The 13,558-nt window shown below is 67.4% G+C and carries 13 protein-coding genes; 7 read left to right on the plus strand and 6 right to left on the minus strand.

The features are described from left to right. Window positions 1–153: 153 nt before the first annotated feature. Window positions 154–1,149, plus strand: a complete 996-nt coding sequence (locus AC1RMY_RS13550) for an asparaginase (protein WP_492865206.1) — start codon at window positions 154–156, stop codon at window positions 1,147–1,149. A gap of 3 nt (window positions 1,150–1,152) precedes the next feature. Here AC1RMY_RS13550 and AC1RMY_RS13555 read toward each other — a convergent pair whose 3' ends face one another. The 3 genes from AC1RMY_RS13555 to meaB all read right to left on the minus strand — a co-directional run bounded on the left by AC1RMY_RS13555 (window position 1,153) and on the right by meaB (window position 4,252). After that, on the minus strand, window positions 1,153–2,544 hold the full coding sequence (locus AC1RMY_RS13555; RefSeq protein WP_492865208.1) for a TIGR03808 family TAT-translocated repetitive protein: 1,392 nt from the start codon (window positions 2,542–2,544) through the stop codon (window positions 1,153–1,155). Window positions 2,545–2,610: 66 nt separating this feature from the next. Then, complete coding sequence (locus tag AC1RMY_RS13560; RefSeq protein WP_492865209.1) at window positions 2,611–3,231, minus strand: pyroglutamyl-peptidase I family protein; 621 nt, start codon at window positions 3,229–3,231, stop codon at window positions 2,611–2,613. Between the two features lie 34 nt (window positions 3,232–3,265). After that, window positions 3,266–4,252: a methylmalonyl Co-A mutase-associated GTPase MeaB gene (gene meaB / locus AC1RMY_RS13565; RefSeq protein ID WP_492865211.1), complete on the minus strand. Its 987-nt coding sequence runs from the start codon at window positions 4,250–4,252 to the stop codon at window positions 3,266–3,268. A gap of 118 nt (window positions 4,253–4,370) precedes the next feature. On the opposite strand from meaB, the gene AC1RMY_RS13570 reads away from it, so the two are divergent. The 3 genes from AC1RMY_RS13570 to AC1RMY_RS13580 all read left to right on the plus strand — a co-directional run bounded on the left by AC1RMY_RS13570 (window position 4,371) and on the right by AC1RMY_RS13580 (window position 7,636). Beyond that, complete coding sequence (locus AC1RMY_RS13570) at window positions 4,371–5,537, plus strand: alpha/beta hydrolase (protein WP_492865213.1); 1,167 nt, start codon at window positions 4,371–4,373, stop codon at window positions 5,535–5,537. Window positions 5,538–5,664: 127 nt separating this feature from the next. After that, window positions 5,665–6,675: an alpha/beta hydrolase gene (locus AC1RMY_RS13575; protein ID WP_492865215.1), complete on the plus strand. Its 1,011-nt coding sequence runs from the start codon at window positions 5,665–5,667 to the stop codon at window positions 6,673–6,675. Between the two features lie 67 nt (window positions 6,676–6,742). Continuing rightward, complete coding sequence (locus AC1RMY_RS13580) at window positions 6,743–7,636, plus strand: alpha/beta hydrolase family protein (protein WP_492865217.1); 894 nt, start codon at window positions 6,743–6,745, stop codon at window positions 7,634–7,636. A gap of 3 nt (window positions 7,637–7,639) precedes the next feature. Here the strand turns inward: AC1RMY_RS13580 and AC1RMY_RS13585 are convergent, their stop codons facing one another. Continuing rightward, window positions 7,640–8,098 (minus strand): Lrp/AsnC family transcriptional regulator, encoded by a 459-nt coding sequence (locus AC1RMY_RS13585; RefSeq protein ID WP_492865218.1) that lies wholly within the window; start codon window positions 8,096–8,098, stop codon window positions 7,640–7,642. A gap of 144 nt (window positions 8,099–8,242) precedes the next feature. Between AC1RMY_RS13585 and AC1RMY_RS13590 the strand changes: the two genes are divergently transcribed. After that, the gene (locus AC1RMY_RS13590) at window positions 8,243–9,526 is read left to right on the plus strand and encodes a cystathionine gamma-synthase family protein (RefSeq protein WP_492865220.1); all 1,284 of its coding nucleotides are present in this window, start codon (window positions 8,243–8,245) and stop codon (window positions 9,524–9,526) included. Continuing rightward, on the plus strand, window positions 9,523–10,362 hold the full coding sequence (locus AC1RMY_RS13595; protein ID WP_492865222.1) for a lytic transglycosylase domain-containing protein: 840 nt from the start codon (window positions 9,523–9,525) through the stop codon (window positions 10,360–10,362). Before AC1RMY_RS13590 ends, AC1RMY_RS13595 begins: the two co-directional genes overlap by 4 nt. 18 nt (window positions 10,363–10,380) lie before the next feature. Here AC1RMY_RS13595 and AC1RMY_RS13600 read toward each other — a convergent pair whose 3' ends face one another. Together AC1RMY_RS13600 and AC1RMY_RS13605 are read right to left on the minus strand one after the other, a co-directional pair. Continuing rightward, complete coding sequence (locus AC1RMY_RS13600) at window positions 10,381–11,322, minus strand: glycine reductase (RefSeq protein WP_492865224.1); 942 nt, start codon at window positions 11,320–11,322, stop codon at window positions 10,381–10,383. A 216-nt stretch (window positions 11,323–11,538) separates the two neighbouring features. Beyond that, a complete protein-coding gene (locus AC1RMY_RS13605; protein WP_492865225.1) occupies window positions 11,539–12,297 on the minus strand; it encodes a DUF3750 domain-containing protein in 759 nt (252 codons plus the stop codon). A gap of 131 nt (window positions 12,298–12,428) precedes the next feature. Between AC1RMY_RS13605 and AC1RMY_RS13610 the strand changes: the two genes are divergently transcribed. After that, window positions 12,429–13,541, plus strand: a complete 1,113-nt coding sequence (locus AC1RMY_RS13610) for a polyamine ABC transporter substrate-binding protein (protein ID WP_492865227.1) — start codon at window positions 12,429–12,431, stop codon at window positions 13,539–13,541. Window positions 13,542–13,558 lie beyond the last annotated feature (17 nt).

Below are 13,558 nucleotides of genomic sequence, written 5' to 3' on the forward strand. Positions count from 1 at the left end.
CTCGCAGGCTTCCTATATTGGGGGAGGCAATGCTCATGGCAGTTGCTGCCAGTCTGCGCCATGGCTTTTGACAGGTCGAGCACCCGGCGTCACAAGGCTGCGCGTTGGGCGCAGGGCGCATCCGCATCTTTGGCGCAGCCGATGGAGACGACGATGGAAAACCCGATCCTCGCCGAGGTGACGCGTAGCGACACGGTCGAGTCGCGCCATCGGGGCTCCGCGCTCGTGATCGACGCCGACGGTGCGGTCGTGTTCTCGGCCGGCGACATCGACCGGCCGGTCTTCCCTCGCTCGGCGGTGAAGGCGATCCAGGCGCTGCCCCTGCTGGAGAGCGGCGCCGCCGATCGCTACGGGCTCAGCGAGGCTGAAATCGCGCTCGCCGTCTCCTCGCATTCCGGCGAGCCTCTCCATGCCGAGACTTCGCTCGCCATGCTCAGAAAGGCCGGGCGGGAGGCCGGCTGCCTCGAATGCGGCGCGCATTGGCCGATGAATGAGGCCGCCGCGCGCGCCATCGCCAAGGCCGGGGCTGAGCCGAGCGCGCTCAACAACAATTGCTCCGGCAAGCATGCCGGCTTCGTCTGCCTCGCCTGCGCGCTCGACGAGGACCCCGCGGGTTACGTCAAGGCCGGACACGCGGTTCAGCAGGCGGTGCGCGGCGCGCTCGAGGAGGTGACGGGCGTGGTCCATTCCGCGGATCTGATGGGCACGGACGGCTGCTCGATCCCGACCTATGCCGTGCCGCTGAAGGCGCTGGCGCTCGGCTTCGCCCGCTTCGGCACCGGCCACGGCTTCGGGACGGAGCGCGCCAGGGCCGCCGCCCGCATCCGCAAGGCCGCTGCAGCCCATCCCTTCATGGTCGCCGGCACGGGTCGCTTCGACACCCGCGCCATGGAACTGCTGCGCGAGCGCATCTTCATCAAGACCGGCGCCGAGGGCGTCTATTGCGGCTCGCTGCCCGAACTGGGCTACGGCATCGCGCTGAAATGCGATGATGGCGCCGGCCGGGCGGCCGAGGTCGCCATGGCGGCGCTGATCGCGCGCTTCCTGCCGATGAGCGAGGCGGAGCAGGCGGCCTTTGCGCCGCTGCGCGAGAGCGTGATGAAGAACTGGAACGGCATCGAGGTCGGGCGCGTCAGGGCGGCTGGCTGAACCTCACCCGACAGCGTTGTTCTCGACCCTGACCCCGGCGGCCCGCGCATCGGGCGCCTTGGTCAGATCGCCGGTAACGATCTTCCCGTATTCCGTGCCAAGGACGGCGCCTCTTGTCGCCTCAGCAATGACGTTGCTGGCGATCAAGGCGTTGCGCTGCTTGGGCACCAGCGAGACCGAGATGCCGATGCCGGTCTTGCGCACCATGTTGCCGGTCGCGACGAGGTTGCGCATGCCCCAGGACCAGCCGAGCGAGATGCCGATGTCGCTGGCGCCCTCGATGACGTTGCCGGTGACCGCCGCCTCCGCCTCGACATGGACGCCGATGCCCCCGATCGGCTCCTTCACGCCCGGGTAGAGACCCTTGCGGGCGTTGCGGACGATGTTGTTGGCGAAGACCGAGAGCCTGCCGCCATGGTCGAGATTGGTGATGTTGGCGCCCTGGGCGCAATCCTCGACGAGGTTGCTGGTGATGATCGCGCCTTCGAAGGCAAATTCGGAATAGATCCCGCACTCGCCGCAGCGCTTGCCCTGGTTGCCGAGGATCTGCACGCCGGAGCCGGAATTGTTGCGGATGAAGGTCAGGGCGCAGTCGCGCAGCGTGTTGCCTTCGATGATCGTGCCTCCGGCCTTGTAGAGGCTGATGCCGTTGCCGTTGGGGCCGTCGCCGCCGGCATCCGCCCGGATGCGTTCGATCCGGTTGCCGCGGACGATCGAGCGGTCGTCGCCGGGCTGGCTGCGCCAGAGCTGGATGCCGTTGTTGCCGCAATCCTCGACCCGGTTGCTTTCGATCTGGAGGCCACGCGAATCCAGCGAGAACAGGGCCGATTCGGCCATGTTTCGGAATGCGCTGGTCTCGACGCTGCCGCCGGTCCGGTTCAGGACGAGCCCGATTGCGCCCGCATTGGCGAAGCTGCAGTCGCGGATGTCGAGATCGCCGACGTCCTCGGCATTCAGCAGGCCTTCGCGTCCGGCGATGCGGATGCCGAGCCCGTCCAGCGTCACGCCCGAGAGCGCGGCGCGCCCGAGGCCTCGGGCGACGAGGAGAGGGCCGGCCTGTGCCGCGACGAACTGCGTCGCACCGGGAATGCCGATCAGGCGCGCGCCGTCGGGTAGGGCGATACGGGAGATGCGATAGCGCCCCGGCGCGATCAGCAGCGGTGCGTCGCGCTTCGCGGCCTCGCCGAGAGCCTTCTGCAGCAGGCGCGACTGGTCGTCGGGCGAGCCCGGCCGGAGGCCGAAATTCCCCGCATCGAGCCCCCATTGCCCGAGCGGGCCGGCCATGTTGCGCGCGGGAGCTTGCCCGAGCGCGGGTGTGGCCGCCAAGCCGGCTGTGCCGAAAAGGGCCGCCCTCAACAGCCGGCGCCGGGACAAGACCCTCGAATCCATCATCATGCGCGGCTGCGTTCAAGCGCCGTGCCGGGTCTGGCTGTGCCGTTCCGGCACGAGGGCTCAGCGCGTCTACCGCCCCTGTCGCGCCAGCGCGGCTCCCGTCGCAGCGAGGCTGCGGATCAGGGCCTCGGCGCCCGGCCGGAACGAGGCGACGCGGGGCTTCGGGCGCAGCCCGGCAGCCGGGCGCAGCCAGGGCACATGCACGAACAGCACCGGCGTTGACGCGTCCCTTGTTGCGGTGAGAGCGGCCGCATAGCAGGCGTCGCAGAGATAGCGCCCGGCCGACGGCGACAGGCGGCTGCGGATGCCGCGTTGCCTCAGGGCCGCGAGCGCCCCTTCCGCATTGGCCGTCGTTCGCAGCGGCAGGGCACGGCCGCGGCCTGTTCCCGCCCCGGGTGTGCCGCCGGTGGCGTCTGGGTGCAGCGGGCTGGCATGGCCGCGCGCGAACAGCTCGACCCGGACGTTGCGGGCCCGTGCGGCCAGACCGAGCATCAGGACCGCCTTTGGACGACGCTCGGCGACATGCGTCCGAAGCGCCGGCAGGCCTGCGCCATAGCTGGTCTCGACGACCAGTGCCTGCGCATCGAGGCCGGAACGCTTCAGCCGGGCCGCGACGGCTTGCGCCAGCCGCATCGTGGGGTTGATGCGGACGCGCGGAAAGGGGCCGAAACCCGTGACGAGAATGTCCATCGGTCGCAAGTGCCTCACGTCGCCCATTCCCGTCTCAAAGCCCCAATGCCCGGGCGATTTCCTCCGCCGCCAGCGTGGGCGCCAGCGTGCCGGTCGCGACGGCGGCCTCAAGCGCGGGCGTCCGTGCCTTGAGGGCGGGATCGTGGCGCAGCTTCGCCCGCAGGCGATCCTCGACCATCGCCCACATCCACTTCACGTCCTGGCGGTGGCGCTTCTCGGCGATCAGCCCCTTCGCCTCATGGCGGGCCCGGTGGTCCTCGATCTTCGTCCACAAGGCGTCGAGCCCTTCGCCCGTCAGGCCGGAAATCGTGACGACGGGCGTCGACCAGAGCGCCGAGGCCGGCGCGAGGATGTGCAGGGCGGCCTGATACTGGGCCGCCGCGGCGCGCGCGGCGGTCGCCCCAGTGCCATCCGCCTTGTTCACGGCGATCATGTCGGCGAGCTCGATGATGCCCTTCTTGATGCCCTGCAATTCGTCGCCGGCATTGGGCAGCATCAGCACGAGGAAGAAATCCGTCAGCTCGGCGACGGCCGTCTCCGACTGCCCGACGCCGACGGTCTCGACCAGGATGACGTCGAAGCCTGCCGCCTCGCAGAGCAGCATGGTCTCGCGCGTTTTGGCCGCGACGCCGCCCAGCGTGCCCGAGGACGGCGAGGGGCGGATATAGGCGTTGGGATCAATGGCGAGGCGGGCCATGCGGGTCTTGTCGCCGAGGATCGAGCCGCCGGTGCGGGTCGAGGACGGATCGACGGCGAGCACCGCGACCTTGTGCCCTTTCGCCGTCAGGAAGCTGCCGAGCGCGTCGATCGTCGTCGATTTGCCGACGCCGGGAACCCCGGTGATGCCGACGCGGATCGCCTTGCCGGTGTTCGGCAGCAGGTGCTGGATCAGCGCCTGCGCCTGCTCGCGGTGGTCGGCCCGGCGCGATTCCGCAAGCGTGATGGCGCGCGCCAGCGCCGCCCGCTCGCCGGCGAGCAGGGCGTCGGCGAGGGCGGCGACGGATGCAGGGAGATCGGCCATGATTCCACCTAGCAAGGCCGGCCGCCGTGCGACAAGACGGGGCTTTCGCTCGGTCCCCACGTCGCTGTGTCATCCACGCATCTTGATCCTGCATCGGTTCGGTGAGAGCAGTGCCGGCATGACGGCGTTCAAGGCGTTGCGGCTTCGGGTTCTTGTGTGGGCATTGCTCGCACCGCTGGCGCTTGGCGCCTGCGGGACACCGCGCGTGCTGGCAGTGAATACGGCCCCCGCGACCGAGATTGCCGGCAAGGTCGAGATCTTCGTGGCTACGACGCGCGAGGCCTCGGCCGAGCCGGTCTATTTCAACGGCGAACGCGGTCCGAAGCTCGCCTTCGCCAAGCTCGATTTCACCGTCCCGCGCAGTCACAAGCCAGGCGAACTGGAACTACCGGATTCCGGCCCGGGTGATCCGGCCAAGCATTTCACCGTCACGAATGTGCAGCGGCTCGATCTCGCACCGATCGTCGCCGATGTCCGCCGCGAGATCCAGCGCCGGCCGGCTTCCGAGCGCGACGTGCTGGTCTTCGTGCACGGCTTCAACACGAATTTCGCCGATGCCGCCTACCGCTTCGCCCAGATCGTCCATGATTCCGGCTTCAAAGGCGTGCCGGTGCTGTTCACCTGGCCCTCGCGCGGGCAGGTCATCGCCTATCCCTATGATCGCGAGAGCGCCTATTACTCGCGCGATTTCCTCGAACTCAATCTGAGGGCGATCTCGCGCGATCTCGGGACGACGCGCATGGACATCCTCGCGCATTCGATGGGCACGCTGCTGACGCTGGAAGCGCTGCGGCAGGCCTCGATCCGCGGCGACGGCAGCTTCGGCGGCAAGCTGCGCGACGTCATGCTGGCTGCGCCCGATGTCGATCTCGACGTGTTCAAGACGCAGATGCGCCAGATCAAGCGGCCGGTCACCGTCTTCGTCTCGGCGGACGACAAGGCTCTGGACTTCTCGCGCCGCTTCGCCGGCGACAAGACTCGCCTCGGCACCGTCTCGGCCAAGGACACGGAGATCATCGCCGAACTCGCCAAGCTCGGCGCCAGCATCGTCGACCTGTCCGAGGTGTCGTCCGGCGACAGCCTGAATCATGGCAAGTTCGCATCGTCCCCGAAGGTTGTCCAATTGATCGGCCAGCGCCTGCAGGCCGACAGGGGAATCGCGACCGATGGCCCGCGTTTCGGCGAGCGGTTAGGCGATGTCGCTGGCGGCGTGGTCGGCACGGTGGGATCGACCGTCGGGCTCGTCGTCGGCGCGCCGCTCACGATCATCTCCGGCGGCCGTTGATTCCCGGCCACAGCTTCGCGCGAATTGCGTCGCAGCATTCGTGCCGCCGCATTCTGGCCGCGTTAGCCTGTCGTTAAGGCGCTGCTGGCCAACTCGGCCGATCACAAATCACTGGATGCCTGACACGATGCCAGTCTCGCGGCACGCGCCCTTCTGTCGTATGGCGGCTTTCGCCGCGCTGCTCTCGCTCGCCCTCTCGGCCTGCGCGCAGACGGAGGCTGCCGTCTCGCCCTTCTCAGAGCCGACCCGCGCGGATGCCTCGGCGCTCGGCAAGGAGCCGGAACTGCTCGTCGTCACCACGCGCAAGTCGGTCGGCGGGCGCCAGCCCTTCTTCGGCTCCGATCGCGGCTCGCTGACCTTCGCCGAGGCGCGCCTCGCCCCGCCCGGCAACGGCATCGCTGGCCGCGTCTCCTCCGCCGTCAGCGGCGACTGGGCCGTGCTCGGCATCGACAGCCAGACATCGTCGGATGCCGGACGTGCCTTCGCCCAGGCAGCCACCGGGCGCGACGTGCTGCTCTACGTGCACGGCTACAACGAGACCTTCGAATCGGCGGCCCGCAGCGCCGGCCAGCTTTCGCATTCGCTCGAATTCCAGGGTCGCACCGCGATCTTCTCCTGGCCGTCGGGCGGCAAGCTCTTCGACTATGCCTATGACCGCGAAAGCGCGCTCTGGTCGCGCGACGGCTTCGTCAAGGCGCTGCAGGCGCTGGTCGCGAACCCGACCGTCGGCCGCATCCATATCGTCGCGCATTCGATGGGCACCTTCCTGACGCTGGAAGGCCTGCGCGAGCTGCGCGATCAGGCCGACGTCTATTCCCGCATCGGCTCGGTCGTCTTCGCTTCTCCGGACATCGACATCGACGCCTTCGAGCAGACTGTTTCTAAGCTCGGGCCGCTCGCCCGCCGCATGACGCTGATCATCGATCCGGGCGACCGCGCGCTGGCGGTGTCGGCGCGTATCGCCGGCGGCGTCGCCCGCGCCGGTGCGGCCGACCGCACCCGCCTGGAAGCGCTGGGCGTGCGTGTCGCCGACACCTCCGGCCGCGGCTGGAGCATGCTGCGGCACGATCTCTTCCTGTCGGACAGCGAGGTCACGCAGGTGGTTCGGCGCGCGATGGATCGCGGCAAGGGCGCCTGACGCGCTTGCGGGAAGGCCTCCTCGCGCGCAGGATCGCTGCGATCGTGCGGCAGGAAACGAAACAGCGATGATCAGGCGTGCGACGGCTTTCGCGCTGCTGGCATGGCTCGGGCTTCACGGCGCCGGGGCCCATGATCTGACGCCGTTTCAGGAGGTCGGGCGCAGCCATGTGCTGCACGAGGATGTTTCCGCTTCCGGCGCGGAGATGATCAATGTCGAGACCTACCTGCCGAGGGCCTGTGCGGCCAGGCCTTGCCCGCTCGTGATTTCGCTGCATGGGCTCAATCGCGATGCCGAGGCCGCGCGGGAGAACTGGGTGGAGGCGGCCGAGCGTTACGCGCTCGTGATCGCCGCTCCGCATTTCGACAAGGAGAGGTTCCCGACGCGGTTGTTCCAGCAGGGCGGCGTGCGTGGCGAGCCGGATCGCGCCCGGTGGGTCTATGCTGTCATCGAGCGCTTCTTCGACCGGGCGCTGAAAAGCGGTCGAATCTCTGGCACGAGCTATGTGCTCTTCGGTCATTCCGCCGGCGCCCAGTTCGTCCACCGCATGGCGCTGCTGCTGCCCGAGGCCCGGTACTCGACGGCCGTGAGCGCCAATGCGGGCTTTTATACATTGCCGGTCTGGCGCGACGGCGCGGGTGGCTTCGGATATCCTTATTCCCTCGACGGCACCCCGGCGACGGAAGCCACTCTGATGGCTGCCTTGGCCAAGCCGCTCTGGGTGATGCTGGGCGAACGGGACATCGACCCCGACCATCCCCAGCTCAACAAGAGCAGGGGCGCAGAGGCGCAAGGGCCGAACCGACTGGCGCGGGGCGAGCGCTTCCTGTCGGTGGCGGCCGGCGAGGCGAAGCGTCTCGGTGTCGAAAGCCGCTGGCGCGACATCGTCGTGCCGGGGGTGGCCCATCAGCCGCGCCAGATGGCGAATGCGGCGGCCGATGCCCTGTTCGGCGGCCGGTAGACTTCAGATCGGCGGCAGGCCGACGCGCTTCTTGACGGTGGCGAGCGCGAAGTTGGATTCGACCGACTGGATGCATTTGAGCCGTGTCATCTTCTGCTTCAGGAAGCGCTCATAGCCCTCGATGCCGTCGGTCAGCACGCGCAGGAGATAGTCCTGCGAACCGGTCATCAGGTAGCATTCGGTCACCTCGCTCCAGCCATCGACGGCTTTCTCGAACTCGGCGATGTGCTCCTGCGTCTGCTGCGACAGCCTGACCGAGACGAAGACGCTGAACGGCAGCCCATAGGCCTTGGGATCGACCGTCGCCGAATAGCCCTGGATCACGCCGGTTTCCTCGAGCCGCTTCAGCCGGCGCAGGCAGGGCGTCGGCGACAGGCCGACCTTCTGCGACAGGTCCTGATTGGTGATGCGGCCATCCTCCTGCAGGACGGCGAGCATGCGGCGATCGACGCTGTCGAGCATGATCTGCTCCCCATACTTTGATCATTGGCAGTAAGTTGCCAAAATGGTCTCATAGGGAGTTGGATGAATCCAAGCAATCGTCATGCTGTGGGATTATCCTGATTGTCAGAGCGAACCCGCCAGCGTCCAGACAGCGAGGCCATCATGAGCAACGACAGCTATCACAAGGACCGGATCGCCAATCGCAAGCTGCACCCCGAGACCCTGATGATGGGCTTCGGCTATTCGCCTGCGATGTCGGAAGGTTCGCTCAAGCCGCCGGTCTTCCTCACCTCGACCTTCGTTTTCGCGAATGCCCAGCAGGGCAAGGATTTCTTCGACTTCACATCGGGCCGCCGCCAGCCGAAGCCCGGAGAGAAGCCCGGCCTGGTCTATTCCCGCTTCAACCATCCCAACATGGAAATCCTTGAGGACCGCCTCGCCATCTGGGACGAGGCGGAGCGCTGTGCCGTCTTCGCCAGCGGCATGGCTGCGATCGCCACGACCTGCTTCGCATTCCTGCGGCCGGGCGACACCATCATCCACTCGCGCCCGCTCTATGGCGGCACGGAAACCCTGCTGAAGAACCAGATGGGCGCCTTCGGCGTGACGCCCTTCGGTTTCACCGACGGGCTCGACGTGGCGCAGATGCGCGCGACCGCGAAGGCAGCGGCCGCCAAGGGGCGTGTCGGCATGATCCTGGTCGAGACGCCGGCCAACCCGACCAATGGGCTGGTCGATCTCGCCGCTTGCGCGATGATCGCCGACGAATTGGAGAAATCGCAGGGCCATCGCCCGCCGGTCGTGGTCGACAACACCATGCTCGGCCCGAAATACCAGAAGCCGCTGAAGCACGGCGCCGACCTCTCGCTGCTCTCGCTGACGAAATATGTCGGCGGCCATTCCGATCTCGTCGGCGGCTCGATCAGCGGCTCGGACGCCCTTGTCCGACAGGTCAAGGGCTGGCGCGGCTCGCTCGGCACGCAGCTCGACCCGAACTCCTGTTGGATGCTGATGCGCTCGCTCGAGACGCTCGACATCCGCATGAGCCGCGCCAATGAGAACGCCAAGCTGGTGGCGGAATACCTCGCCGCGCATCCGAAGATCGCACGTGTCCATTATCTCGGCGCGCTCGCGGCCGACGACCCCCGCAAGCCTGTCTTCGACCGGCAGTGCACGGCGGCTGGCTCCACCTTTGCCTTCGACGTGAAGGGCGGGGAGAAGGAGGCCTTCGCGCTGCTCGATAACCTCCAGATCATGAAGCTCGCAGTCTCGCTCGGCGGCACTGAGACCCTGGTCTCGCATCCGGCGGCGATGACGCATTCGGGCGTGGCGCGCGAACTGCGAGAGGAGATCGGCCTGACCGACGCGTTGATCCGCATTTCGGTCGGCATCGAGAACATCGAGGATTTGATTTCCGATCTGGCGCAGGCGCTGGACGCGGTGTGAGGGGGGCGGCGCTTTTCGGAGCGCTGATCTGGGCCGCGTTCTGCGCGGCTCAGCCGGTTTTTGCGGCCGAGCCGCAGGAAAGCGTCGCGGAGACGGTCTGCCGGCTGATCGAACGAGCGGCGGGCGAGAGCAAGCTGCCGGTCGCCTTCTTCACGCGGCTGATCTGGCGCGAAAGCAGCTTCCGGCCGCATGTCACCAGCCCCGTCGGCGCGCAGGGCATCGCCCAGTTCATGCCCGGCACGGCCAGCGAACGCGGCCTTGCCGACCCCTTCGATCCGGAAGCCGCGATCCCGGCATCTGCCGCCTATCTCGCCGCGCTGAAGGCGCAGTTCGGCAATCTGGGCCTTGCCGCTGCGGCCTATAATGCCGGGCCGGCGCGGGTTTCCCGATGGCTGGGGCAGGGCGGCTTTCTGCCGCTGGAGACGCAAGCCTATGTCCGCTTCATCACCGGCCGCAGTGTCGAGGAGTGGCGGCCGGGCGCAGGCGAAACCCCACCCGATCCGACGACCGACAAGACCGATTGCCTGCCGACCGTGGCCGCGATCCGCCGATATTCACCGCCTGCCCTGATGGAAGGCGTCTATGCGCCCTTCGGCGTGCAACTCGCCGGCAACGTCTCGAAGGCTCGCGCGATCCGCTCCTATCAGACTGTGGTGCAGCGCTTCGCCTCGCTCCTCGCCGACCGCCCGACGCTGATCCTCGGCTCGCGCATCGCGGGGCGGGGCCGTGCGCCCTTCTACCGCGTCCGCCTGCCGATGCAGACCGTGCGTGAGGCGAGCGCCTTCTGCGACCGGCTCAGGCGCGCCGGCGGCAGCTGTGCGGTGTTGCGGAACTAGCTGGGTCAGGTCGCGGGCTCATGAGTTCCGGATCTGCTCTCTCAGTGCCTTTGCCGTCTCCTTCTGCGCATCGAAATTCGAGCGCCGTCGTTCGATCTCTTCGGGTGAGAGGCGATCGATGTTGCAATAGTCGAGCTTCCAATCCGGGCTCGGGGCCCAGATCAGGGGTGATTGAACCGTCGTCCGCGGCGCCGGCGCCCGTTCCAGCGTAGCCAGCGCCAATTCGAGCGTCGCCAGCTGCGAGGCCGTGTCGTTCGGCCGTCCCGCGGCATTGCCGAGCGGAAAATCCGAGAAGAGCAGGCGCGGCACGCCGACATATTCGACGATGTCCTTGGCGCAGCCCATGACGATGGTTGCGATTCCACTGGCTTCGAGCGCCCGCGCGGCGAGGCTGACGCTCTGGTGGCAGACGGGGCAGTTCGGCACGAGGATGGCGGCATCGACGCTGTCAGCCTTGCATCGCGCGACGATGTCCGGGCAATCGATCTCGATCGTCGTGCGATGGCTGCGATTGGTCGGAAGGCCGTGGAAGCGCGGGGCGAGAGCGCCGATCCGTCCGGCAGCCTGTGCGTTGCGCAGCGCGGCCAGGGGAAAATAGGCCGCCAGGTCTTCCGCCGTCGTATGCACGCGGTCGATCGCGACATGCGAGATCCGCAGGTCATGCTCCCTCGCCGTGTCGCCCGAATAGACCGAGTAAAACTTAGCCGCGGCATTATAGGCGGCCCCGGGGCCTTGATCGCCCTTGTCGGGCTGGTAGGGCGCGGCCGTGGTGATGAGCGCGACGCGGCTCCGCGCCAGCGATTTCTCCAGCGGCTGGAACGGCACGGCTGCGTAATGCGCCCATTCATAGGGAGCGCCGTAGCCGAGAGCCTGATAGTACGTGCGGACGCGTTGCAGATAGGGGATCGGCGCGTCGTGAGCCGGGGCAAATCCAAAGGCCTCGTCTCTGGCACTGTCCATCGCAGATCGCTCCAGGTTCGGCGCCGAAAGGCCTGTCTGCCGGACCCACGAGCGCGGCGTTCCGCAAGCCCACAGTTGCCTACGCTAACCGTTCGATGGCCGGTCGACAGCATGTTTCGATGGGAATTCAGCCGCGCGGGTCGGCGATGGAATCCGGGCTACGCGTCGAGCAGCATCGCTCCGGGCCGGAGGCGGCGTCACCGCCGCCATCCCCGGCTAGGACGCCTGGGTTGACGCCAGCGCGCCGATCCGCCCCCAGCCCGGCAGCTTCAGCGCCGGGTGGCGCAGATCGAAGCCCGCGACCAACCCGAGCAGGTTGATCTCGATCCCTTCGACCCACCCGATCGTCAGGCCGGCCAGCCCATAGAGCGAGGCCTGGACGCCGGTACGGCTGGGGGTGAGCCCGGCGAAGAGGCCGTCATGGCGAAAATCCTTGCCGATCGCCGTCGGCGGGAGCGCCTGCGCGAGTTCGGGCACCTCGGCCATGACGTGCTGGACGAAGCTGTTGGAGTTCGGTCCCGGCCACGCCTGATAGGTGCCGGGCGTGGCATAGGCGTAAGCTTTCACCGCTTCGCGGATGCGGGGAATCAACCGTTCCGCCGCCTCGCCCCGGATCTCGGTGACGAGTTCGGGCAGGTTGCCGTACCAGCGCCCGTCCGCCTCGCGATGGTTGACGCGCACGGGCGTGCCCCAGCCCACCACGTCGAAACGCGTATAGGCGCTGGCGCCGGCCTCCTTCACCACCACCCAGGAGTGATGTGCGAAGACGCCGCGCCAGCGGCCGACGCGGGCGGCGAAGACATGGACGGTCGCTTCGGGTTCGATCGAGGCCGCCGGCAGGAGCTTCGCGCTCGACCAGTCGGCCCGCCGCCAGTCATCCGCGCTGACCTGCATCGACCACCAGGCCGCATGCGTGAGCAGTGGCAGGACGAACAGCAGCAGGAAGAGCAGGGAGACAAGCCGGGCGGGGCGCATGGGCCATGATATGTGGCAGCCATGTTGCATCGCAAGGTCGTTCGCCGGCGCTGCCGGATCACAACGGCTTGAGGCGCGGCGGTAAGCTGATAGCTTCGGCGCCGTCTATCAAAGGGGGAATCGGACGGATCATGACGGCGCGGAGCTGGCTGAAGGGGATCGTATCGGGCGCTGTGCTGGGGCTCGCGCTGCTGGCGACCGGCACCGCCGGCGCGCAGAACAAGGAACTGCGGATCTATAACTGGTCCGACTATGTCGATCCCGAGGTTCTGGATGCCTTCAAGAAGGAAACCGGGATCACGGTCGTCTACGACACCTTCGACCAGATGGAGACGGTCGAGACCAAGCTCCTTGCCGGCAAGACGGGCTACGACCTGATCGTCGTTACGGCGTCCTTCCTGCCGCGCCATATCCCGCTCGGCCTCTACGCACCGATCGATGCCGCCAAGGTTCCAAACCTCAAGAACGCCTGGCCCGAGATTCAGGGGCGGCTGGCCAAATACGATCCCGGCAACGTCTACGCTGCCAACTACATGTGGGGCACCACCGGCATCGGCTACAACGTCGCCAAGATCAAGGAACGGCTTGGACCCGATGCGGTCATCGATAGCTGGAAGATCCTGTTCGAACCGGACCAGCTCAAGAAGCTCTCCAATTGCGGCGTCCATGTCCTCGATGCCGTCGAGGAGATGTTCCCGGCGGCGCTGCGCTATCTCGGCCTGAACCCCGATTCCAAGGCCGAGGCGGACCTGAACAAGGCCGGCGAGCTGCTGCGTAAGATCCGCCCGCACATCCAGAAATTCCACTCCTCGGAATACATCAACGCGCTCGCCAACGGAGATATCTGCCTCGCTGTCGGCTATTCCGGCGACGTGCTTCAGGCCAGGAAGCGGGCCGAGGAAGCCAAGAACAAGGTCGAGATCGCCTATGCGATCCCGAAGGAAGGCGCGCTGATGTGGTTCGATTCCTTCGTCATTCCAAAGGACGCGGCCAATCCGGACGCTGCGCGCGCCTTCATCGACTTCGTCAACCGCCCGGCGATGGCGGCGAAGAACTCCGACTTCATCCAGTACGCCAACGGCAACATCGCCTCGAAACCGCTGCTCTCGGCCTCAGTGCGCGACAATCCCGGCATCTACCCGTCCGAAGCGGTGATGGGGCGCCTCTACACGATCACACCCTACGACCAGAAGTCGCAGCGCCTGGTCAACCGGCTCTGGACGCGGGTGAAGACGGGCAAGTGAGCAGCCAGGGACGGGGC

Source organism: Allobosea sp. GW822-FHT03F07 (assembly GCF_058801345.1).